The sequence below is a fragment of the Pseudomonas sp. VD-NE ins genome (assembly GCF_031882575.1).
Lineage (GTDB): Bacteria > Pseudomonadota > Gammaproteobacteria > Pseudomonadales > Pseudomonadaceae > Aquipseudomonas > Aquipseudomonas fluorescens_BZ.
Genome location: NZ_CP134772.1, coordinates 2,528,813 through 2,550,234 on the forward strand (window position 1 = coordinate 2,528,813; position 21,422 = coordinate 2,550,234).

Here is a 21,422-nt window from a genome sequence, read left to right on the forward strand (position 1 = left end):
GTTTTGCCTATGTGCCGTCAGCGGCCATCCATCGGCTGCTTTATCCGTGACGGCTACTGATTCAGGCCTTCGTAATGCACCAGAATCGCGTTAGCCAGATCTTCATCGCTGGCATTGAGGCCAGGATTGTCCTGGCGAGCCTGTTGCAGCACCGATTCAAGATAAACCCCACGAATGGCCCCGCCACTGGCGACAAATGCAGACAGGTCGTCACGGGCCGGAATCACCATTTTGTGATCCTTGAAGGTCGAGTACAGCGACGCGGAGACACCCGCTGAAGTGGCGACATCACCCGCATCGACGCGGGCCAGCGCCGAACCGACGGGCAGGCATAAGAGTAAAGAAGAAACGAGCACTAACTTGCGCATGACGGTGTTCCTCCACAAGCGCGAAGCAAAAAGGGAAGGATTACATAATGTGAGAGGCGCGCGCGCGGCGGGAGTTCCGTGGCGCAGCAAAGTCTGCGTTATTGCAAAACAGACGCGGGCAACGCCATGGCGGGTTGCCCGACTTTCGAGCTGCGATCAGTCAGATCACCCCGCAGGCCATGCGCTCGCCGCCACCGCCCAGCGGTTTCGGCATGTCGGCGTGGTTGTCGCCTCCAGCGTGAATCATCAGGGCGTGACCTTTGATCTCGGAAATCTTTTTCAGACGCGGCGTCAGTACCGGATAGTTGGCGATGCCATCGGCAGTCACGTACACCGCCGGGAGGTCACCCAAATGACCGTCAGCATACGGGCCGAGGTGCTTGGCGGTTTTTTGCGGATCGAAATGTCCGCCCGCGGCGAGTGCGGCGCCTTTCACGCCGTCCTTCATACCCGCCTCGCAACTGCCGTTTTCATGCACGTGGAAACCGTGCACGCCGGCCGGCAGAGATTTCAAGTCAGGTGTAAACAACAAGCCATACGCGGTTTCACTGATGGTTACCGAGCCGATCGCCTGCGGCGCGCCGTCAGCGCTGACCAGATTGATGGCGACTTTTTCCGTCGCCGCTTGTGCGGTACCGATGGCGAAGGTGCCGAGCAAGCCCAACCACAATGCGCGTTTCATAAGCGTTTTCCTTGTGCTGCATGAGTGTTCACAACGACGGACTCAATAGCCTGCCGGCATTAACCGGTGATGAAGGCGCACCCGCCTGCGTTGCAAAGTGAGACTTGCCGCGCAATCCGAAAGTTTTGCTGCCTTTAGCCTGCATGCCGACACCTGCTGACACGCTCTGGCGCGGCAGACCCGTGCAAATAGGCTTAACTGAAGGCTGACAAGCGCTTACGAGCGTGACGAGAGAGGAAAGTCCGGTGTCGATCAAACTGCGTTTAGTGTTGCTGATTGTGACAAGTCTGCTGACGGCCTTGATCGTGAGTCTGGTCAGCTACGTCGGCAATCAGCGGATGGCCTCGGCGGTCAGCGATAACGCGGTCAGCATGAGCGCGCTGCGCAACCACATGGAAGCCGACATGATGCACGACGCCCTGCGCGCCGATGTTTACTCGGCGATGCTGGTGGGGCTGGGGAAAAGCACCAGCACAGCAAGCGAGGTGCGCGATTCGATCAACGAACATGCCGGGCATTTTCGGGAGGTGCTTGAGGAAAATCTCAAACTGCCGATCAATCCGACATTGCGCACGGCGCTGGAGCATATCAAGCCAAGTCTCGATACCTACATCAACACCGGTGAACGCATGGTCGGGCTGGCGTTGGACAGCCCGGATGCCGCTCAGCAGGAGCTGGGCACGTTCAACACGGCATTCAGTCAGCTCGAAGAGCAGATGGCGGCGCTTAGCGAGTTGATCGAGTCCAATACGCGGCAGACCAGCGAAGGCACCGAATCAGCCATCCGCAGCGCCAACGTCGCGCTCGGCGTGGTGTTGATTGCCAGTCTTGTGCTGCTGTTGATTCAGGGACGCTGGGTCATTTTGAGCATCATGGGGCCATTGAAAACCGCCAGTCGCATCGCCGAAAGCATCGCCCACGGCAACCTGAGCGAGCCGATCACCGAGCCGTCCGGCAAGGACGAAGCCAGTGTCTTGATTCGCACGCTGGCGACCATGCAGCGCGACTTGCGCAACATGATCGATGTGGTGCGGCGCAATGCCCACGGCGTCAGTGGCATGAGCGAACAACTCAGCCAGGGCTGCCATCAGGTCGCCGACAGCAGCCAGCAACAAAGCGTGGCTGCCGGCACCATGGCCGCAGCCGCCAGCCAGATGACCGCGAGCATCGAGGAAATCACCCGCCACGCCGAACGTGCCCTGAGCATGGCCAATCAAGCCGAAACCCTGGCGAAAGAGGGCGGTGGTGTGATTCATCAAGTGGTCAGCGACATGGACGATATCGCCCGATCAGCGCAACAGTCGGCCCAGGTGATCCGCACGCTGGATCAGGAATCCGAAGCCATTTTCAACATCATTCAGGTGATCAAGAGCATTGCTGATCAGACCAATCTGCTGGCGCTCAATGCCGCCATTGAAGCGGCCCGGGCCGGTGAGCAGGGCAGGGGCTTTGCGGTGGTGGCGGATGAAGTGCGCAGTCTGGCGGCACGTACCAGCGCTTCTACCCAGGAAATCGCCGCGATGGTTGCGCGCATTCAGCACAGCACCCGCGAGGCGGTGAGCAGCATGGAGGCGGGTGTCGCGCAGGTCGACAAGGGCATGGCGGTGACGGCGGATGTCGAGCGGGCCATTCGTGAAATCCTCGAGGCGACGTTGAGCACGACGCAACTGGTCAACGACATCACCCGCACGATTGGCGAACAGAGCCAGGCCAGTAACGAGATTGCCCATCAGGTGGAAATGATTGCCGGCATGTCCGAGGGCAACAGCCGGGTGATCGGGCAAACGGCGAATACCACCGATGAGTTGTCGAGCCTGGCGGGGCAGTTGGCGCAGTCGGTGGATCGGTTTCGGTTGTAATAGCGATTGGAACAATTGCAGTTGTGGCGTCTGAATTGGCCTCATCGCTGGCAAGCCAGCTCCCACGATGGGCGGTGGTGTAAACACAATTGCATTTACAACATCGAACCCTGTGGGAGCGGGCTTGCCCGCGATGAGGCCAGCCCGGTCACTATCCATTCAGGCTAGATAGCTCCCCTCAAAACTTGAACGCTTGCCGCCCCACCAACAACCACTTGCCATCCTGCTTCTGCCAGATCTGAAAATTCTCGATCTCGGTCGGTATCAGCTCAGTGCCCTTCAACGCCTGCGCGGAAAAGTGGTGGCGCACCAGCGCGGTATCGCCGGACAGGGTGATGGTCTGGTTCTGCATCTCTAGTGTCTTGAACGCGCTCTTGCCGGTTTCGATGTCGGCGATGAACTCTTTCTTGTCCTGAATCTTGCCGCTGGAATGGCCGTAGGTCAGGTTGGGCGCGGTGAGGGCGTTCAACTCGGCGATGTCCTTGTGCAGCATCGCCTGGGTCAGATGATCCACCGCTTGGGCAACGTCTTTTTCCGCCGGGGCAGACGCGGCCATGGCGTAACCGTTGAAGGCACAGAGAAAGCCGATCAGGAGTCGGGTCTTGGTCATGACATGTGTTTCCTTGTTGTTATGAGGTGATGACTGCTTTGTCAGTCATCGTACAACCTAGCAGATAATTTTTAGATAGGCACTGCTTCAAGGCGCTAATCGTCGGGGTCATGTTCAGCGTTCGCCGGCCGATAGTGTCTTGAGCGGAAAAAGACTCTCAAGTCGGGAACAGACGCGCGGGTTTGCCCTGACGTGATATTCTTCGCGCCAACTTGGTTTGACCTTATTCAGTTTGCTTGCCTTCGGGCGGGCCGACGGAATCCCTGTCGCTCAAGTAGCTGAGCCAATAATGATAAGAAGTCAGTTCAGAAGGGACATTAACTGAGGTCGATGCAGCATGTCGGCCTTGTGTGCCCACCCGTCAAAATTGAAGTGTGCCGGAATCTGCGACGCGAGCCTGAGCGTCATCAAAGCGGATCGCATGCAGATAACAGCGGCGGGCGGAAGGCGTTTTATCATAGGTGCAACAGATGTTTAAAAAAGTGAACACAGCCCTGCTGGGTCTGGCTTTGGCGATGGGGATGACATCCGCCAATGCTGACGAAGCAAAGAAAGTCGACGTCCTGCTGATCGGCGGCGGCATCATGAGCACCACCCTCGGTGTGTGGATCAATGAGCTGGAGCCAAGCTGGTCGATGGAAATGGTCGAGCGCCTCGACGGCGTCGCCCTGGAAAGCTCCAACGGCTGGAACAACGCCGGTACCGGTCACTCGGCGCTCGCTGAGCTGAACTACACCCCGGAAGACGACAAAGGCAACGTAACGATCCCGAAAGCCGTCGAGATCAACGAAGCGTTCCAGGTCTCTCGTCAGTTCTGGGCCTGGCAGGTTCAGCAAGGCGTTCTGAAGAACCCTCGCTCGTTCATCAACACCACTCCGCACATGAGCTTCGTGTGGGGCGATGACAACATCAAGTTCCTGAAAAAGCGCTACGAAGCCCTGCAAGCGAGCCCGCTGTTCGCCGGCATGCAGTACTCCGAAGACCCGGCTGTGATCAAGAAGTGGGTCCCGCTGATGATGGAAGGGCGTGACCCGAACCAGAAAATCGCGGCCACCTGGAGCCCGCTGGGTACCGACATGAACTTCGGCGAAATCACCCGCCAGTTCGCCACGTACCTGCAGACCAAGCCTAACTTCGATCTGAAACTGTCGAGCGAAGTCCAGGACATCACCAAGAATGCCGACGGCACTTGGCGCGTCAGTTACAAAAACCTGAAAGACGGCACTAAAACCGAAACCGACGCCAAGTTCGTGTTCATCGGCGCGGGCGGCGGTGCACTGCACCTGCTGCAGAAGTCGGGTATTCCTGAAGCCAAGGAATACGCTGGCTTCCCGGTGGGTGGTTCGTTCCTGGTGACCGATAACCCGGCCATCGCTGAACAGCACCTGGCCAAGGCCTACGGTAAAGCATCGGTTGGCGCACCACCGATGTCCGTTCCGCACCTGGACACCCGTGTTCTGGACGGCAAGCGCGTCATCCTGTTTGGCCCATTCGCGACCTTCAGCACCAAGTTCCTGAAGGAAGGCTCGTACCTGGACCTGCTGACCAGCACCACCACCCACAACATCTGGCCTATGACCAAGGTCGGCATCAAGGAATACCCGCTGGTCGAGTACCTGGCTGGCCAACTGATGCTGTCGGATGAAGACCGCATGAACGCGCTGAAGGAATACTTCCCGAACGCCAAAGCCGAAGACTGGCGCCTGTGGCAAGCGGGCCAACGCGTGCAAATCATCAAACGTGATGAAGCCGCTGGTGGCGTGCTGAAGTTGGGCACCGAAATCGTTGCTGCACAAGACGGCTCCATCGCCGGCCTGCTGGGCGCATCGCCAGGCGCGTCGACGGCTGCACCGATCATGCTGAGCGTGCTGCAAAAAGTCTTCAAAGACAAAGTCGCAACGCCAGAGTGGCAAACCAAGCTGCACCAGATCGTTCCAAGCTACGGCACTCAGTTGAACAGCGATCCAGCCAAAGTGGCTGCAGAATGGGCTTACACCGCCAAAATCCTCGAACTGCCGACACCACCAGTGATCGGTCAGGTGGCTGCTCCTGCGGCACCTGCAGCTGAAAAAGCTGAAGCGCCGAAGGAAAACGCTGCACGTGACATGGCGCTGTAACTAGCTGCCTGATGCACAAAGCCCACTGAACCGGCGACGGTCAGTGGGCTTTTTTGTGGACGCGTCCCGTACACACCCTATGTAGAGGCTGCTGAGGGCTACGATCTTTGGATCCTGGCCTTTAAAAAGATCGCAGCCTTCATTAACTCCTACAGGGTATTCAAGCGGTCAGGTGTTCAGGGTTTTGCATTGGCCAGACAAGCACCGAGTCGCCGATCCATAGCCTCCCCCAATGCCGGCAGGCCACTGAATGGCCGCACCATCACCTCAATTAGGAGAATTTCCCAGCTTTTATCAAAGTGAGAATATAGCTAATACTTTTAGCTGTGGAATGGTCGAGATTTTAGGTCGCGAACGAAGTTTTTTCTGCTATTTTTGGTTTTCGATAGTTGTTATAGGTAATTTCATTAATAGATCTGCAGCGTGAAAACCGGTTGCTAGCTTTATACCAATAAAGGGGCATAGAACGGCAATAGGTAGAAGATAATATGCTTCTGTGTAACCGATCTTGATAAAGTGGGCGCTTAACGAAATCAATGCTGTATAAAGTGTCAGTGAAATTATGGGTGTCCAAATTATCCACGAACCATAAGTTTGGGGGGATTTTGCACTTTTTGATCTTAGGAAGCGATAGCCGTCCTCCGAAATATGGACAAAGTCACGCGCAGAAAGATAGTATTTTAAAGCTTTAAATGCATTGTCTTGATGAGCTAAAGCCAAGCGTAGAGCACGCGCATCAAGGCTGGATCTAATTCCGAAGGCTTCTCGAACGTCCATGATGAGTACGAATGAATGAGCTGTACGCCATGCTCCTGATTGAACTAATTCGCGCAAGCGCTGAGTTCGTTGGTGCGAGATGCTCGCAGAGTTGTGAATCCATGTAATAGATAGAGTCATGCAAGCGATGAACAGTGGCACAATCACGGCTTGCCAGATTTTAATATCCAATTTTTTCTCCTGTTATGCGGTGCTTCTACTAAATCATGATTGCAATAAGTGATCGGGTGGGGTGATCGGCTTTATAATTAAGCGTTGACTTGTGTTTTTCTTAATGGCCCGTCTTTTAATTGGTCACGGGTTTTGTGAGTTACGCCATATAGATCTTTTATATCTCTTTCTATTTGATCTTCGGTGCCTAGGTTTTTCGCCAGTGACGACTTGGAGGTTGCTGCTATTAACTCTTCTTGGTTTCTGTTGATTAAATCTTCCCAAAATTTGTTGGCCTCGTCTTCCTGTTCTATTTTTGGCGTTGCTCCCATACTTTCAAATCCGAATGCACCGCCTGCGATAAAGGATATGACTCTAACGGTCGGTAGATGATATCTATTTGTTGGTCCCGAAACTGCTTTCAAAATTAATCCTAATAAGAAAGCAGATTTTACTAAGCGTGATGAAGCTTCTTGGAAGTCAAAAGTTCGTCGTCGAGGGTGCGGCAATCCTTGGATCCAACACGCAAACATCGTGCCCGCATTAAAATCTGCATCAAACTCTAAAGCGCGTTCTTCGTTGTCATTGTTGCATTGATAGTCGCAATGCCCGAAAACCATATGCGCTGTTTCATGCAGGAAAAGTAGCAGGCTGACATCCAGGGCTAAATCCAAAGCCCGAGCGCTGACATCGGAAGTGCTAGTTATTTTCGGAAATAAATATTTTATGGAGTTGTCTGTCCCACTGTGTGAAGGAGCTAAATGGGCGATCTCACTATTTTCCATTAGTGAAAAGAGTTCGATGGCTACTGAAAGAGCGATGAGAGGGACAGCAATCGATATCTCAATGCCGTACTCACCGTCGTGACCTCCAACTTGGGCGAAAAAGTTGTCTTGGCTTCTATACCTTAGTTCTAGTGTTTTTTTGCATTTGTTTAAACGATTCTCGTGAAGTAAATCGAGCAGATGTCTGGCCTCTCTGTCAAATTCATTAAGCATTAAGGTAGACAGTTCTAAGCGATCTCCAATTAAGTTCTGATCAATCATAGCTTGATTAATCAGATCTGAAGTTGGTACGCCGAACCGGTATAAAGGATCGGTAGAAGTGGCCCCGTCAGAAAGGTATCTCAAAAAATTATCTCTCTTTATTATCTTTTATTGGGTTATATTTTTTATTGTTGGTGTTGCTTGTTTTTGCAGGGGTGGAATTTCTGGAATGCAGTCATTTGTATTTAAGGAGTTGGGTCGTGGAGCGGTAGGTTGAAGGTGGGGAGGTATTTTTGTAATGCGCCCCCACCAGAAAGTGAGATGTTTTTAGTTGAAGGATGCTCTTTCTTCAATGCTCATTGATGAGAATAGCCGGTTGACGATATCCTGGAATTCCATGGGGGCGTTGCCAAAGGCTCGATAGTTTGAGAGTACATATTTTTTCACAGTGTTTGGCCATTTCCCCTCTTTGTCGGCCTCAACGATTGTGGATTTTGCTGTTTGATAGTTTCCGTAGTTTGGACCCATCGCTTGGGAAAGGGCGTTTTCGAAATCGCCGGTTCTCCAATCGTCAGTGCGAATCTCAAATTGATTTAGAACTTTTATTTTCGTTTGTGAGAGCTTGCTCATATTACCTTCCTTTGGTGTGGTGGTTAAATGTTACAAGGTGTGACGTTGATTTTCTGTGATGAGTCAGCGACTGGGAGTATGTGCTAGTTGCAATGAGGCGCACAGTGTGCATGAAAATCAATTTGTCGTTAGTGATCATGAAAAGAACTGCACAGTGCATGTTATTCACTGTTGTCCGAAATTCAGTTAGTTGTTTTTTCTTTCGCGGCGTGAAGATAGATGGCAAGCCGCCGCCCCATCTCTTCCCCCAACGCCTGCAACCCACTCAACGGCCGCACCATCACTTCAAACTCGACAATCTTCCCACTCTCATCAAAGCGAATCATGTCGATCCCCTTCAACTCCTTCGCCCCGACCTTCGCACTGAACTCCAGGATCACATTCAACCCGTCCGCTGTCGCCAGTTCACGGTGATATTGAAAATCCTCAAACACCTCGAACACCGTGTTGAGAATCATCGACACCACCGATGCGCCCGGATAAGGCGTGTGTGCCATTGGCGAGCGGAACACGGCTTGTGGATCAAGCAGGCCGGGCAGGGCGCTGAGGTTGCCGGTGCGGATCATTTCGTGCCATTGCTTCAGCGATTCGGCGACGTTGGGTTGCAGCTTCAGGTCGGTCATGTTCACTCCAGGGTTGTTCTTGTTGTTCTCGCGACGGCAATGACTCTAGATCAACCACAGCGAAATTGAACCCTTGTGCAACGATTTGAATATCGCCCCATGACCCATGCGGATCAGATGCGCATCTGATCCGTATTTTTTCGCTGGATCTGCCTCTGTTACCGGTTCAGTCATCCGCTCAAAATAGCCCCACAGTTCGGTCACTCACGACAATCCTTCGTCCCGAAGCGTCCGGTGCACCGCAAGCTCAGCATTGAGGAGAGCAACATGAACAAGATGGCGATTTTCCTGGGTGGTTTTCTGGCTCTCACTATTTTGATCGGCTTGCTGGCAACGATTTCTCCGGTCTGAGCCTTCAACAATTCAATATGGGGAAATAGCGTTCTTCACGTTTCTTGAAGTGGATCGGCGCGGTGTTGATTTTTTCACCATTCAGGAACAGCTCGGGCAAGGTCAGGATGAAGTCATCCAGTTCACCTTTGCCCAGCGGTGTGCCGGAATAATGGATGTCGCGTACTTCACGCGCGCGCGGGTTGAAGCCGGTTTTCAGCTGTTCGATGCTGACCTGGTAGGTTTCACCGTTAGCCAGTTGTACGGTCGCCATTGGCGATTGGGCGCTGATCCAGAGCGGAAATTCAGGCAACGGTATCCACCGTTCCTTGGTACTGATGCCGCGCTGGCTGGAAGGCTCCATGTACAGTTGAGTGGAGAGTCGCACTTCGGTATCGACCACGGGCGTCCGTGCAGGCATGGTCAGGTCTCCCGGCAGTGACACGTGGACAAGCAGAAAAACCCAGTCCAGATCTTTCGATGTTGTCGTGAACAGCATCGCCGTTTTCGGTCCGGGGCAGGTCGGGGTGAGGTTTGCCTGCCGTCCCGCTGTCGAATCGGGGTACAGGAGCGGGCCAGCGCTACAGGCTGCGAGCATCGGAAACAAAAGCCAGACCAAACGCTTCAAGTAATGGACTCCATGATTGTTGTTTTATCGGTGTGTGGAGCAGATGACGTTGAAATGTCTGTTCAAACGTTTCATCCGCCCGCATCAGCCGAAGGCCAGCCACTGACCCGCGCCGCCGGGCCGCCCGCAGGATCTGCCGGGTAAACAATCAATGAATGACCGGTGCTGGTTTCGGCGATCAGCTTGATCGCCGGGCCGAATATCGCGTCGCGCTCTTGGGGCGTGCAGGTCGGCAAGTAAACGCGCAGGACTCTGGGGTCGTAGAAGCGGAACACCAGCAGGTTGCCCTCCGGGTCGGTGACGCGCAGCAAGGTTCTAAAGTGACCGCGTAATTCGTCCAGGGAAACCTGCGCAGGGGCGGTGACGAAAATGCCCCAACTCTGTCCCCAACTGTCTTCGAGCAGTCGCCAAGTGTGCGCCTGCTGCGGATCAAGGTGCAGCAGATAGGGCGCTGCCGCCGACAGGCTCGGCGCGAGTTCGCCGGCGTACAGGCAGGAAAATTCAGCGCCGCTGGTGCGAACCAGCGATTCGATGCGTGGGTCGCGAGCGCCGTCGAGCAAGGCGTAGACCTTAGGCGCGTCCGGGCGCCAACCTTGCGGCCAGAGTTCGGCGGTCAACCATTCGTTGAGGCTGGGTCGAAACTGGCTCATCGGTTACAGATCTCGCAGAAAGGCACGCCGGTTTTTGCGGCGGCCACCAATGTCTGCGCCTGCATGTTTTGCTGGATGAGCCGGGTTTCTGCGGCGCTCGGTGGGGCCTCTGCAGACGACGGTGTTGTGAGCGAAGCCGCGGCTGTCGGTGTGTTGATTGGCGCTGCGCTGAGGGTTTTACCGGCGGAATCGGCATCAGCAGGTGTCAACGCTATCGGCAGCTTGATTGCAATGCCGGTACCGGACCCCGGCGATCCGCCGGAGTTGGTTTTCACCTGCGCACCGCTGATGGTCACGCCACCGGCATCGACTTTGACGAAACTGCCGCCAGCCTTGGCCGTGAGTTCCATGCCTCCCTCGATCACAACCTTGTCGCCAGCGTGATAATGGATTTCGTTCCCGACCTCGACAAACTGCGCAGTGCCAACTTTCAGGTGCTGCGTCACACCCACGGTCAGGTGATCATCCGCACGCATCTCGCTGAAACGATCCAGATGCGTAATCCGGTGTTCCTCAACCTTGAACTCACTCAGCGTATTGGCTTCAACGGTGTCATGTCGTTCGTTGCCGACGCGGATCTTCTGATCGTGCTCAATGTTCTCATCCCAGTCGCGTTGGGCGTGGATGTAGATCTGCTCGACGCCTTTTTTGTCTTCGATGCGGAACTCGTTGTAGCCCTTGCCGCCCGGTGAACTCAGGGTTTTGAAGGTGCTGCGGGTCTTGTTGGCCGGTAGGTCGTAGGGGACGACGTTTTCCTTGTGGTACAGGCAACCGGTGACCAAGGGCTGGTCGGGATCGCCTTCGAGGAAGGTGACGAGGACTTCCATGCCGATGCGTGGGATGGCGATGCCGCCGTACGCGGCGCCGGCCCAGCCGCTGGCGACGCGCATCCAGCAGGTGGTTTTGTCGTTGGACTGACCGTCGCGATCCCAGTGGAATTGCACTTTGATGCGGCCGTATTGGTCGCAGTGGATTTCTTCGCCTGCGGGGCCGGTGACGACGGCGGTCTGGCTGCCGAGGACTTTTGGTTTCGGGTGTTCAAGGGCAGGGCGGTAGTGAGCGTCCCATGGGGTGGCGAGGAAGCTGTTGCGGTAGCCCTGGTGGAAATCGCTTTTGTGGTCGGTGACGTCGCTGGTGACGTTCTCGCCGAGCACTTGCGGTTGTTTGCCTTCGTGGAAGACTTCCAGCAGCAGCCACAGGTCATTCCATTCGGCGCTGGGGTGTTCGGCGAGCGTGAGGAAATGGCCGCTGGTGAGGGTTGGTTCGTCACCTTTGCCTTCGGCGAGTTTGTAGTCGCTGCGATGGCGTTCGAGGGCGCGGGTGGAGAGGAACTTGCCGCGCTCGCGGGTGGTGAAGCGGCCGGGGTAGTCGTAGTCCTCGAGGTCCGGGGCGAACTCGGTTTTCACCGCGCCTTCGGGGAGGATCTTCGGTTTTTCGAAGTCGTAGTCGCGGCGGCTGACGCGGGTGGTGCGGGTTTCCAGGCGCAGGTTGAAGCGCTTGATCACCGTTTTGTCGGCGGCCATGCCGGAGTCTTGCTGGTAGCTCACCGGTTTCAGTTTGCGGAACACCGTCTGGTCGTCGCCGAACACCAGTTTGTGGCCGCTGCTGCTGTGCTGGAAGTGGAAGTGAATGCCTTCTTCCTCGCACAGGCGCTGGATGAAATGCAAGTCGGATTCGTCGTACTGCACGCAGTAGTCGCGTTCCGGGTATTCGGCGCCGAGCTGGAAGCTGTAGGCGTCGGCGAGGATGCCGCGATCCTCCAGCACCTGAGCGATGATCTTCGGCACGGTCAGTTGCTGGAAAATCTGCTGATCGTGGTTGTGCCGCAGGTAGGCCAGTTGTGGCACCAGGCTGAGGCTGTAACGGGTCAAGGTCTTGCCAGAGTCGCCTTGCTCGATGCGATAGACCAGACCGTGGATCTTGCCTTCGCCGGTCGGGCCGAAAGTCAGCACGCCGGGCTTGTGCAGCAGCTCTTCGAGTTTGAGGTCGGGGCGGGCGCTGATCAGTTCGAGGTCGAAACGGAAGGGCTGGTTGATGGCTTCACGACCAACAAAGCTCAACACCTGCAGTTCGGTGGAACTGCCTTCAAGGGAAAAGGTAATGTGGGTAGCGTTTGCGTCCAGCATGCCTGACTCCTTCCGTGGAACAGCTTTGCCGATGGTGCAGGAATACCAAAGTGCTATCAAGGGATTTTAAACGCGCTTAAACGCCTGCATTAAACTCGATCTCAAAGCCTTGCACCGAGGTGCCAACCCTATGGACTCGTTGATCATCGCCGCTGGCCGAGCGCTGAGCGCTGGCGATCCGCTGGGCGCGTTGAATTACGTCGCTCTGCGTGAAGACCCGCCCGCGCTGGCGTTGCGTGGCATTGCCATGGCTCAGCTCGGCGATCTGCCTCGCGCCAAGACGTTGTTGCAGCGCGCGGTGAAAGCCTTTGGCAGCAATGAACCGCTGGCGCGGGCGCGCTGTGTGGTGGCCGAGGCGGAAGTGGCGCTGGCGACGCGAGACTTGGGCTGGCCGGTGAAGGCGCTGGAGACCGCCCGGCAATTGCTGCTCAGCCACGGTGACCGGCTGAACGCAGCGCACGCGCGATACTTGCAGATTCGCCGTTTGCTGCTGATTGGTGAACTGGATGCGGCCCAAGCGCTGCTTGTAGAGGTGGATCCCGCACCATTGCCTCCAGCGCTGCGTGCGGCCCATGAACTGATGGTTGCCGGAATTGCCCTGCGCCGGGTACAGGCGCACAAGGCAAGCGCCGCGCTAGTGCGGGCGCAGCTTGCCGCACAACAGGCGGGCATCGCGACGCTGCTGGCTGAGATCGAACACGCCAGGCAAATACTCGCCGCACCCGCCGCGAGATTGATCATGGCGGGTCAGTCGCAACCCGTGAATCTGGAGCAGGTTGAGGCGTTGTTCGCGTCATCGAGCCTGGTTATCGATGCCTGTCGTTACAGCGTGCGCAGAGCCGGGATGACCGTGGCACTGGCAACCCGACCGGTGCTGTTCAGCCTTGTCCGCTTGCTCGCGCAAGCCTGGCCGGGCGATATCTCCCGGGAGCAACTGTTTGCGGCGGCGTTTCGATTGCCGCTCAGTGACGAATCCCACCGCGCGCGGTTGCGCGTCGAAATCGGTCGGCTGCGGGCAGCGCTGGAACCGTTGGCGAAAATTACTGCAACGGCATGCGGCTTCGCCCTGGTGGCAGCCGAGGTGGTGCTGCTCACGCTGCCGCTCGAAAACAGGCATGCGCCGTTGCTGGCCTTGCTGGCCGATGGTGAGGCCTGGTCGAGTTCCGCGTTGGCGCTGGCGTTGGGTCGCAGCCAGCGACAAGTGCAGCGGGCACTGGAAGCGTTGGCAGCGGAGGAAAAAGTGCAGGCCTTCGGGGTCGGCCGGGCGCGGCGCTGGATGACGCCGCCGCTGCCGGGTTTCGCGACGATCTTGTTACTCCCGGTGTCGCTGGGCAATGGCTAGGCTGGACCCACACATCCACGAGGAAGCCGACATGAAACACGCAAACGCAGAAATCCTTCGCGAGTACGGTCCTTTTGACGACATCAAAGGCATTCACGGCGTGACATTCGATGGCCAGCAAGTCTGGTTCGCCAGCGACGGCCAGCTCAATGCACTCGATCCGGTCAGCGGCGAGACCGTACGGACGATCAAGGTTGGCGCTGATGGTGGCACCGCGTTCGACGGCCAACATCTGTATCAGATCGCCGATCGCCACATTCACAAGATCGATCCAGCCACCGGCCGCGTACTCCACACCATCCCGGCACCGGGCAATGGCGGTGACTCAGGCATGGCCTGGGCGGACGGCTCGTTATGGGTAGGGCAGTATCGCGAGCGCAAGATTCATCAGATTGATCCGCAGACCGGCAAGATCCTGCGCACGCTGGAGTCGAACCGTTTTGTCACCGGGGTGACCTGGGTGGATGGCGGGTTGTGGCATGGCACTTGGGAGGGGGATGAGAGTGAGCTGCGGCAGATCGATGCGCAGAACGGTGAAGTCATCGCGGCGTTGAAGATGCCTGAGGGCTCGGGTGTTTCGGGGCTGGAAGCCGACGGTGCCGATCGATTCTATTGCGGTGGTGGCGACAGTGGCCGGGTGAGGGCGGTGCGTCGGCCCAAATGATGGGGGGCGTCTGCACGGGCTTCTTCGTGAGCAGGCTCGCTCCCACAGTGATTGCGGGTGAACACAAGCTTTGTGAGGTACCCAAAACCCTGTGGGAGCGAGCCCGCTCGCGAAAGCGCAGTGTCAGGCACCGCTGTTTCGACGACGTTCAATACCCTCCGGGCCGCCGATGTCCAGCAACCTTCTTTCCACCAGAACATTCTCAAGTGCCTGGCGCTCGACCGGCGCCATTTGGTGCTCACGCTTTTTCAGCTCCAGCAGAATCGGGCTGGACCAGGTGCGATAGGTCTGTTCGATGCTGCGACGCGACGTCATCAGTCTCTCCTTGATCAAGAGCCGGTGTTGCGGGCAGGGGCTCTGTCCGATGAGGTATTAACGTTAGTCGAGAAAGCCAAGACGCGCGAATCCACACGCCGGATGTAGGAGCAGCCTGCGGCAGCTCCTACAGGGGGGGGGCGAGGTCAATCGTCAACGTTCATCAGTTGTTGGACGCCTTCCCACGCCTCGGCGCGCATGCGTTCGATATCCAGACCCGGAATCACGCCGTTATCAACGACCACGCGGCCGCTGACCAGACTGTATTTCACCGTGATCGGCTCACCGGCAACCACTGGCGCGACGGCGCTGTCGTGGAAACCATAGAACCGTGGATGGTCGAGGCTGTAGATCACCAGATCCGTCGCCTGACCGACTTCAAGTGTGCCAACGGCGCCGAGGCCCAGCACTTGCGCGCCGCCCGCTGTGCCCCAGTGAATGACATCTTCAGCGGTGGTCGCCGAGGCGCCTTGTTCCGCCCGGTGAATCAGCCATGCGGTATTGGCTTCGCCGACCATGCTTCCGGACTCGTTCGAGGCTACGCCATCCACCCCCAGGGAAATCGGCACGCCAGCCTCGTACATCTGCGGCACCGGCGCGACGCCGCTGCCCAGTCGGGCGTTGCTCACCGGGCAATGGGAGATACCCGTTCCAGTCTGCGCGAGCATGCGGATTTCGCCGGGTTGCAGGTGTACGGCGTGGGCGAACCAGACGTCGGGGCCGAGCCATTCGTGCTCGGCGACGAATTCCACGGGCAGGCAGTTGTATTTTTCCCGGCAGAAACTCACGTAGTTCTGCGTTTCCGACAGGTGTGTGTGCAAGCGCAAACCGAGGCCACGGGCGGTGTGGGCCAGTTCGCGCAGCAGCGTCGGCGGCAGCGAAAAAGTCGGCGTGGTCGGGGCGACAACCACGCGGCGCATCGCGTCCGGAGTGTCCTGGTGATACAGCGATTTCAGCCGCTCGATGTCGCCGACCATCTGCTCGAGGCTTTCCGGTTGCAGCGCGGTTTTCGAGAAGCCCGGATGCGCGCTCGCTGACTCCAGTGCGCCGCCACGGCACAGGACAAAGCGCAGGCCGAATTCATCGGCCATGTCGAACAGCAAATCACCGGTCTCGGTGCTGCCGTGAGCGTGGTAGAGGTAATGGTGATCGGCGCAGGTGGTGACGCCGGACAGCAGCAACTCGACCATGCCCAAACGCGCAGCGATCCGCGCCAGTTTCGGAGTAAAGCGGTTGAGGCGCGGGTAGGGCACGCTCGCCAGCCAGCCTTGCAGATCCTGATTCAGTCCTTCGGGCACGGCTTTGAGCAGGTTCTGGAACAGATGGTGGTGAGTGTTGATCCAGCCCGGATAGACCACGCAATTGCGTGCGTCGATCACCCGTTCGCCGGGTTGCGCTTGCAGGTCGGCGGCCATTTCGGCAATGCGACCGTTGACCACGCGGATGTCCACGGCGCCGGCCCGCGCACGAGGGCCACGCAGGCCGGTCATCACCGCGACCGGGTTTTTGATCAGGATGTTCTGAAGTTGAGTCATGGGCAGCTCCAAACTAAAGGATGTGCGAGGCGGATTTGCTGGCGGTGGTTTGCGCCACGCTGACGCCATTCAGCGCGGCGTTGAGCAGTACCGACACCAGGCAAGCGATGACCACGCTGCTGTGCAGGAACGGCTGCGACCACTCGGGAAGTTGCTTGAACAAGGTGGGGGCGAGCACCGGTACCAGCGCGGCGGCGATGGTGAAACCGACGATCAGTACGTTGTAGCGATTGCGCTCGTAATCGACTTTGGCGAGGGTCTGAATGCCCGCCGCCGCGACCACGCCGAACATCGCAATGCCGGCACCACCGAGGGCGGCAGTCGGCATCGAAGCGATGATCGCGCCGGCCTTCGGCACGAGGGCAATCGAGCACATCAGCAAACCGCTGACCGCGACCACCCAACGGCTGCGCACGCCGGTCAGGATCACCAGGCCGACGTTTTCCATGAAGGCGATAAACGGAAATGCGGCGAACATCCCGGCGATGGTGCTGGCCAGACCATTGGCGCGCAGACCGTTGATGACCTGCTTGTCTTCCACCGGTTTTTCGACGATGTCGCCGATGGCCACGAACAGCCCCATCGACTCGACCATCTGCACGATCATCACCACCACCATGGTCGCGATAGGGATCAGGCTGAAGGTCGGCAGACCGAAATAGAACGGATAGGGAACGGTCAGCCACGGCGCCTCTTCGACGCTGTGAAAGTTGCCCATGCCGAGACCGTAGGCCAGACCGGCACCGATCAGCATGCCGATCAACACCGCCATGTTACGTAGCAGCGGGCTGCCATAACGGTTGACCAACAGAATCGTGAGTAACACCACCACCGCCACACCGAGAAACGCCGGCGCGCCGAAGTTGCTCGCGTTGCGCCCGCCACCGACCCATTCATAGGCAATCGGGAACAGCTGCAAACCGATCACCGTGACGATGCAACCGGTCACCACCGGCGGAAAAAATCGCCGCAATCGACCCACGAACGGCGCCATCAGCATGGTGAACAACCCGGCTCCGATCACCGCCCCGCAGACTCCGGCAAAGCCCACCTCCGGGTTGCTGCCGATGGCGATCACCGGGCCGACGCTACTGAACGCCACGCCTTGCAGAATTGGCAGGCGCACGCCGAATTTCCAGAAACCAACGGTTTGCAACAGGGTGGCGATGCCCGAGCAGAACAGCGTGGTGCTGATCAGCACCACCGTGTCGGCATGGGACATTTTCAAGGCACTGGCGACAATCAACGGCACGGCGATGGCGCCGATGTACGAGACGGCCATGTGCTGCAGGCCGAGGGTGAGCATCTGTCGCACCGGCAAGATGCGGTCGACGGGATGCACGGTGGCGGCGGATTGCGTTGGAGATGTGGCTGACGACATGGGGAAACACCTCTGGCTGTTTTTATGCGGTAGAGAGGGGTATTCGTCTGATGCCGCTTATCTCAAGAACACAGTGGAACCCTGTGGGAGCTGGCTTGCCAGCGATGGCGATTTAGCAGTCACCATTTTTATAAACTGACAGTCCGCTATCGCTGGCAAGCCAGCTCCCACAGGTGTTGTGTTGTTCACAAGAATTGGCATCAGTCATTCGTGCTGCGAAGCCGCCATCCACCGGCTCCGATGCCTTGTTTCAGCCTGCCAGGCAGGCGGCGAAGCCTTGGTTCAGCGCCGCGCGATCCAGGTCGCGGCCGATGAACACGATCTTGCTCGAGCGCGGCTCCGTGCCCCACGTGGTCGAGGCGCGGAATTCCACCAGGCTGTGCACGCCTTGCAGCACGTAGCGCTGGTCTTCGTTGGCGACGGCGAGCACGCCTTTCATGCGGTACAGGTTGTCGGCCTGGGAGGAACGCAGTTCGCTGATCCAGCGATGGAACGCCATCAGGTTGACCGCGCCGTCCACGGCGATGCCTACCGATGACACGCTTGGGTCGTGTTGGTGATCCTGCTCTTCAATAGAGTGCTCAGCGTGATGGTCGTGATCATGGTGGTCGTGCTGTTCAGCACCGATTTCCATCAGCTTCTGCGTGCATTCAAACGCGCCGATGCCGAGAATTTTCGTCAGGTCTATTTGCGCATGGGTCGAGGTCACCAGATCCGCCGTGGCGTTCAAGCCACGGATCTTGCCGCGCAAAATTTCCACCTCGTTGCTGCTGACCAGATCGACCTTGTTGATGACGATCCGGTCGGCGCAAACGATCTGATCCACCGCCTGATTGTCGACGCCATCGAGTTGCAGATCCTCCAGATGCTGGGCGATGTGTTTGGCGTCGACCATGGTTACGATCGCGTCGAGTTCGACTTCTTCGGCGATCGGGTCATTGATGAAGAAGCTCTGCGCCACTGGATACGGATCGGCCAGGCCACTGGTCTCGATGAGGATGTGATCGAGGCGCACCGGCCGCGCCACCAGTTCGCGGACGATGCGCACCAGGTCCTCGCGAACCTCGGCGGTGCAGCACACGCAACCGTTGACCATCTCGTAGATCTCTTCGGTCTCGGAACTGAGGACGAGGTCGCCGTCGATGCCGACTTCACCGAACTCGTTTTCGATCACGGCGATTTTGCGGCCGTGGTTTTCCTTGAGGATGTAATTGAGCAGGGTGGTTTTACCCGCGCCGAGGAAACCGGTGAGGATGGTCACGGGGATTTTGGTGTTGCGGGTTGGGGCGTTGAATGGGGTGTTCATGGTGAGGCTCCTTTGATTGACCGGTGCACACTGAATTCGGGTGATGCTGCTTCATTGTGGGAGCGAGCTTGCTCGCGAATGCGGTGTGTCAGTCCGCGGTGATAGCGACTGTTCCACCGCATTCGCGAGCAGGCTCGCTCCCACAGGGATTTGGGTGTTCTCTCCAGCGGGTGGCGACGCCGGCATCGAGGCCAAAAAGATCGAGCACGCGACCAAGGCTGTGGTCGACCATTTGCGCCAGATTCTCCGGGCGGGCGTAGAAGGCTGGCACCGGTGGCGCGATAATCCCGCCCATCTCGGTAACGGCGGTCATGTTGCGCAGGTGGGCGAGGGTCAGCGGCGTTTCGCGGGCCATCAACACCAGCGTGCGGCGTTCCTTGAGGGTGACGTCGGCGGCACGGCCAATCAGCCCCGAGGACGTGCCGGTGGCAATCTCCGCCAACGTCCGCATAGAACACGGCGCGACGACCATGCCGAGGCAGCGAAACGAACCGCTGGCAATCCCGGCAGCGACGTCATCGGCGCGGTGGTAATGACTGGCCAGCGCAGTGACGTCGGCCAGTTTGTAGTCGGTCTCGTGGGCCATGGTCAGCAGCGCGGCACGGCTGATGATCAGGTGGCTTTCGATGTCGAGTTCGGCGAGCAATTGCAGGAGTCGTACGCCATAGATGAAGCCGGACGCACCGCTGATGCCGACCACCATTCGTTGCCGGTTCATGATTCAAGTCCTTTGAGCAGAACCCGCGCGCGTTCGAGTACCTCTTGATCGAGCTGCGCCTTGATCCCGTCAAACCCGGAACCGCGAGTCGCATCCAGGCCCATCCGCGAAGTCGTGCCGTTGACCGACGACGAAGGATCGAGCGGACTGCCCGGCAAGCCATCGATGGTGAAAATATCTAGATGCGGCTGGAAGTGCGTGGCCAGCGCCCACAACACTTGGCTGTCATCGCTGATGTCGATATCGCTGTCCACCGCGATCACGGTTTTCAGGTACGGATCCCAGCCGAGCAAGGCCAGCATGATCTGCCGCGCCTCGCCGTCGCGACTCTGATCCAGCGCCACGTAGCAGTGAAAATGCGTGCCGGAATTCGGGTAATGCACGGCGGTGACGGAGGGGAAACGTGCCTTGAGTTTTTCGCTCATCTCGGCTTCGCGGGGTAGACGGGCGAGGGTCAGGTGTTCAGCGTAGCGGCCGCCCATAACGTCGACCAGCCAGGCGTCTTTGCGTTTTAACAGGGTGTCGACCCGCAGCACGTTGTTGGTCGAACGATCCGAGGAATAACCGCTGAATTCACCGAACGGACCTTCTTCGGCATAAGCGGCCGGGTCGATGGCGCCTTCCAGCACGAACTCGGCATAGGCCGGGACACCGATGCCGTAGCGCGGGGTTTTCACCAGCTCCAGCGGCGCGCCGAACAGGCCGCCAGCCACAGCGCGCTCATCGCTGCCGTAGGGCAAACGTGCAGCCGCGGCGAGCATGAATAACGGATGCGCACCGACGACCATCGCCACGCGCAGTTCTTCGCCGCGCTCGCGGGCTGTCTGCAGCATCCGCCACAAGTGCCCACGTGAGTGCAGACTGGTCGCGAGCGCTTGGCGGGCGTGGCGCATCGAGCGGTGATAGCTCATGTTGGCAATGCCGGTTACCGGGTCTTCGGCAACGATGATCGCGTTGGTGATGTACGGCCCGCGATCGCTGGCGAAATGCTTGAGCATCGGCAGCAGCGCCAGATCCAGCGCTTCGCCTTCGAAGACCTCATCGAGGATCGGTCCGCTTTCTACATAACGCGGAGCGATGGGCTGGTTGGCGCGGGTTTGAAAGGTTTCGTGTAACTGCGCAGGCGTTACGCCGAACAGCCGGGCGATGCGGGTTCTGGAGGCAAACAGATTGGTCGCCACCGGCATGCCGAGGCTGCCGACGTTTTCGCAGATCAGCAGTGGATCGCGGCCCTGGGCGGCGAGGGTGTCGACCAGGGCGGTGACGTCCTGATCGGCGGAAATCGGGTGGGTGAGGGTCAGCACATCGTCCGGGTACTCACGGCGATAGGCGTCGATAAACACGTGAAAGTCCTGAGAATCGCCGAGCGTCGAACGGGTCATGGTGTCACCTCGTAAAAAGCAGGCACGCAGGGGTGAGAGGGCGTTCGCGCGGCCAGCCGTTGGCCTGCCGGTCGAACGAGCGCCGGGTCATCTTCGTGCCTGTAAAGTCGCTGTGCTTTTAAATCCTGGCAACGAACCCTGTGGGAGCGAGCTTGCTCGCGAAGGCATTGGTTCAGTCACCATCGTTGTTGAATGACACACCGCATTCGCGAGCAAGCTCGCTCCCACAGGTTATGTGTGTGG

Annotated in this window: 20 protein-coding genes and 3 pseudogenes; 6 read left to right on the forward strand and 17 right to left on the reverse strand. The window is 58.1% G+C overall.

Features of this window, described 5'->3' with window-relative positions:
- Window positions 1-53 precede the first annotated feature (53 nt).
- Window positions 54-368: a DUF2388 domain-containing protein gene (locus RMV17_RS11080; RefSeq protein ID WP_034152501.1), complete on the reverse strand. Its 315-nt coding sequence runs from the start codon at window positions 366-368 to the stop codon at window positions 54-56.
- A 160-nt stretch (window positions 369-528) separates the two neighbouring features.
- A complete protein-coding gene (sodC, locus tag RMV17_RS11085; protein WP_311886521.1) occupies window positions 529-1,050 on the reverse strand; it encodes a superoxide dismutase [Cu-Zn] SodC in 522 nt (173 codons plus the stop codon).
- Window positions 1,051-1,355: 305 nt separating this feature from the next.
- Here sodC and RMV17_RS30110 point away from each other — a divergent pair.
- Together RMV17_RS30110 and RMV17_RS30115 are read left to right on the forward strand one after the other, a co-directional pair.
- Window positions 1,356-2,003: pseudogene (locus tag RMV17_RS30110) on the forward strand (methyl-accepting chemotaxis protein); the annotation flags it as partial.
- A gap of 312 nt (window positions 2,004-2,315) precedes the next feature.
- Window positions 2,316-2,909, forward strand: a pseudogene (locus tag RMV17_RS30115) (methyl-accepting chemotaxis protein); the annotation flags it as partial.
- Between the two features lie 178 nt (window positions 2,910-3,087).
- Here the strand turns inward: RMV17_RS30115 and RMV17_RS11095 are convergent.
- On the reverse strand, window positions 3,088-3,519 hold the full coding sequence (locus tag RMV17_RS11095) for a nuclear transport factor 2 family protein (RefSeq protein WP_311886523.1): 432 nt from the start codon (window positions 3,517-3,519) through the stop codon (window positions 3,088-3,090).
- A 470-nt stretch (window positions 3,520-3,989) separates the two neighbouring features.
- Here RMV17_RS11095 and mqo point away from each other — a divergent pair, with 470 nt between their 5' ends.
- Window positions 3,990-5,636, forward strand: coding sequence for a malate dehydrogenase (quinone) (mqo, locus tag RMV17_RS11100; RefSeq protein ID WP_034152497.1), 1,647 nt, complete (start codon window positions 3,990-3,992; stop codon window positions 5,634-5,636).
- A gap of 369 nt (window positions 5,637-6,005) precedes the next feature.
- Here the strand turns inward: mqo and RMV17_RS11110 are convergent, their stop codons facing one another.
- From RMV17_RS11110 to RMV17_RS11145, 8 genes are all read right to left on the reverse strand, one after another.
- A complete protein-coding gene (locus RMV17_RS11110; protein ID WP_311886524.1) occupies window positions 6,006-6,584 on the reverse strand; it encodes a hypothetical protein in 579 nt (192 codons plus the stop codon).
- Window positions 6,585-6,661: 77 nt separating this feature from the next.
- Window positions 6,662-7,693, reverse strand: a complete 1,032-nt coding sequence (locus RMV17_RS11115) for a hypothetical protein (RefSeq protein WP_311886525.1) — start codon at window positions 7,691-7,693, stop codon at window positions 6,662-6,664.
- Between the two features lie 183 nt (window positions 7,694-7,876).
- Window positions 7,877-8,179, reverse strand: coding sequence for a hypothetical protein (locus RMV17_RS11120; protein ID WP_108227306.1), 303 nt, complete (start codon window positions 8,177-8,179; stop codon window positions 7,877-7,879).
- Between the two features lie 182 nt (window positions 8,180-8,361).
- Entirely contained in the window at window positions 8,362-8,802 is a 441-nt protein-coding gene (locus tag RMV17_RS11125) for a nuclear transport factor 2 family protein (RefSeq protein WP_311886526.1), read from the reverse strand.
- A gap of 45 nt (window positions 8,803-8,847) precedes the next feature.
- On the reverse strand, window positions 8,848-9,006 hold the full coding sequence (locus RMV17_RS11130) for a hypothetical protein (protein WP_311886527.1): 159 nt from the start codon (window positions 9,004-9,006) through the stop codon (window positions 8,848-8,850).
- Window positions 9,007-9,157: 151 nt separating this feature from the next.
- On the reverse strand, window positions 9,158-9,760 hold the full coding sequence (locus tag RMV17_RS11135; protein WP_311886528.1) for a hypothetical protein: 603 nt from the start codon (window positions 9,758-9,760) through the stop codon (window positions 9,158-9,160).
- Between the two features lie 71 nt (window positions 9,761-9,831).
- On the reverse strand, window positions 9,832-10,410 hold the full coding sequence (locus RMV17_RS11140; RefSeq protein WP_311886529.1) for a DUF4123 domain-containing protein: 579 nt from the start codon (window positions 10,408-10,410) through the stop codon (window positions 9,832-9,834).
- Window positions 10,407-12,536 carry a type VI secretion system tip protein VgrG gene (locus tag RMV17_RS11145; protein WP_311886530.1) on the reverse strand — a complete coding sequence of 710 codons (2,130 nt, stop codon included), beginning with the start codon at window positions 12,534-12,536 and terminating at the stop codon, window positions 10,407-10,409. Before RMV17_RS11145 ends, RMV17_RS11140 begins: the two co-directional genes overlap by 4 nt.
- 130 nt (window positions 12,537-12,666) lie before the next feature.
- Between RMV17_RS11145 and RMV17_RS11150 the strand changes: the two genes are divergently transcribed.
- Together RMV17_RS11150 and RMV17_RS11155 are read left to right on the forward strand one after the other, a co-directional pair.
- On the forward strand, window positions 12,667-13,878 hold the full coding sequence (locus RMV17_RS11150; RefSeq protein WP_311886531.1) for a helix-turn-helix domain-containing protein: 1,212 nt from the start codon (window positions 12,667-12,669) through the stop codon (window positions 13,876-13,878).
- Between the two features lie 31 nt (window positions 13,879-13,909).
- On the forward strand, window positions 13,910-14,542 hold the full coding sequence (locus RMV17_RS11155; protein WP_311886532.1) for a DUF6923 family protein: 633 nt from the start codon (window positions 13,910-13,912) through the stop codon (window positions 14,540-14,542).
- Between the two features lie 123 nt (window positions 14,543-14,665).
- Here RMV17_RS11155 and RMV17_RS11160 read toward each other — a convergent pair whose 3' ends face one another.
- From RMV17_RS11160 to RMV17_RS11185, 6 genes are all read right to left on the reverse strand, one after another.
- Complete coding sequence (locus RMV17_RS11160) at window positions 14,666-14,857, reverse strand: hypothetical protein (RefSeq protein WP_311886533.1); 192 nt, start codon at window positions 14,855-14,857, stop codon at window positions 14,666-14,668.
- A gap of 146 nt (window positions 14,858-15,003) precedes the next feature.
- Complete coding sequence (locus RMV17_RS11165) at window positions 15,004-16,392, reverse strand: amidohydrolase family protein (protein ID WP_311886534.1); 1,389 nt, start codon at window positions 16,390-16,392, stop codon at window positions 15,004-15,006.
- A gap of 13 nt (window positions 16,393-16,405) precedes the next feature.
- Window positions 16,406-17,773: a nucleobase:cation symporter-2 family protein gene (locus RMV17_RS11170; RefSeq protein WP_311886535.1), complete on the reverse strand. Its 1,368-nt coding sequence runs from the start codon at window positions 17,771-17,773 to the stop codon at window positions 16,406-16,408.
- 250 nt (window positions 17,774-18,023) lie between these two features.
- Complete coding sequence (locus RMV17_RS11175) at window positions 18,024-19,079, reverse strand: GTP-binding protein (protein WP_311886536.1); 1,056 nt, start codon at window positions 19,077-19,079, stop codon at window positions 18,024-18,026.
- Between the two features lie 88 nt (window positions 19,080-19,167).
- On the reverse strand, window positions 19,168-19,797 hold the full coding sequence (locus tag RMV17_RS11180) for a UbiX family flavin prenyltransferase (RefSeq protein ID WP_311886537.1): 630 nt from the start codon (window positions 19,795-19,797) through the stop codon (window positions 19,168-19,170).
- On the reverse strand, window positions 19,794-21,179 hold the full coding sequence (locus tag RMV17_RS11185) for a UbiD family decarboxylase (RefSeq protein ID WP_311886538.1): 1,386 nt from the start codon (window positions 21,177-21,179) through the stop codon (window positions 19,794-19,796). Before RMV17_RS11185 ends, RMV17_RS11180 begins: the two co-directional genes overlap by 4 nt.
- Before the next feature lie 122 nt (window positions 21,180-21,301).
- Between RMV17_RS11185 and RMV17_RS11190 the strand changes: the two are divergent.
- Window positions 21,302-21,412 (forward strand): annotated as a pseudogene (locus tag RMV17_RS11190) (metal ABC transporter ATP-binding protein); the annotation flags it as partial.
- Window positions 21,413-21,422 lie beyond the last annotated feature (10 nt).

Coding starts and splice junctions, on each gene's coding strand:
- RMV17_RS11145 (WP_311886530.1), bottom strand. CDS start 12,536: ATGCTGGACGCAAACGCTACCCACATTACCTTTTCCCTTGAAGGCAGT.
- RMV17_RS11185 (WP_311886538.1), bottom strand. CDS start 21,179: ATGACCCGTTCGACGCTCGGCGATTCTCAGGACTTTCACGTGTTTATC.
- RMV17_RS11160 (WP_311886533.1), bottom strand. CDS start 14,857: ATGACGTCGCGTCGCAGCATCGAACAGACCTATCGCACCTGGTCCAGC.
- RMV17_RS11180 (WP_311886537.1), bottom strand. CDS start 19,797: ATGAACCGGCAACGAATGGTGGTCGGCATCAGCGGTGCGTCCGGCTTC.
- RMV17_RS11170 (WP_311886535.1), bottom strand. CDS start 17,773: ATGTCGTCAGCCACATCTCCAACGCAATCCGCCGCCACCGTGCATCCC.
- mqo (WP_034152497.1), top strand. CDS start 3,990: ATGTTTAAAAAAGTGAACACAGCCCTGCTGGGTCTGGCTTTGGCGATG.
- RMV17_RS11120 (WP_108227306.1), bottom strand. CDS start 8,179: ATGAGCAAGCTCTCACAAACGAAAATAAAAGTTCTAAATCAATTTGAG.
- RMV17_RS11155 (WP_311886532.1), top strand. CDS start 13,910: ATGAAACACGCAAACGCAGAAATCCTTCGCGAGTACGGTCCTTTTGAC.
- RMV17_RS11125 (WP_311886526.1), bottom strand. CDS start 8,802: ATGACCGACCTGAAGCTGCAACCCAACGTCGCCGAATCGCTGAAGCAA.
- RMV17_RS11175 (WP_311886536.1), bottom strand. CDS start 19,079: ATGAACACCCCATTCAACGCCCCAACCCGCAACACCAAAATCCCCGTG.
- RMV17_RS11165 (WP_311886534.1), bottom strand. CDS start 16,392: ATGACTCAACTTCAGAACATCCTGATCAAAAACCCGGTCGCGGTGATG.
- RMV17_RS11095 (WP_311886523.1), bottom strand. CDS start 3,519: ATGACCAAGACCCGACTCCTGATCGGCTTTCTCTGTGCCTTCAACGGT.
- RMV17_RS11080 (WP_034152501.1), bottom strand. CDS start 368: ATGCGCAAGTTAGTGCTCGTTTCTTCTTTACTCTTATGCCTGCCCGTC.
- RMV17_RS11150 (WP_311886531.1), top strand. CDS start 12,667: ATGGACTCGTTGATCATCGCCGCTGGCCGAGCGCTGAGCGCTGGCGAT.
- RMV17_RS11140 (WP_311886529.1), bottom strand. CDS start 10,410: ATGAGCCAGTTTCGACCCAGCCTCAACGAATGGTTGACCGCCGAACTC.
- sodC (WP_311886521.1), bottom strand. CDS start 1,050: ATGAAACGCGCATTGTGGTTGGGCTTGCTCGGCACCTTCGCCATCGGT.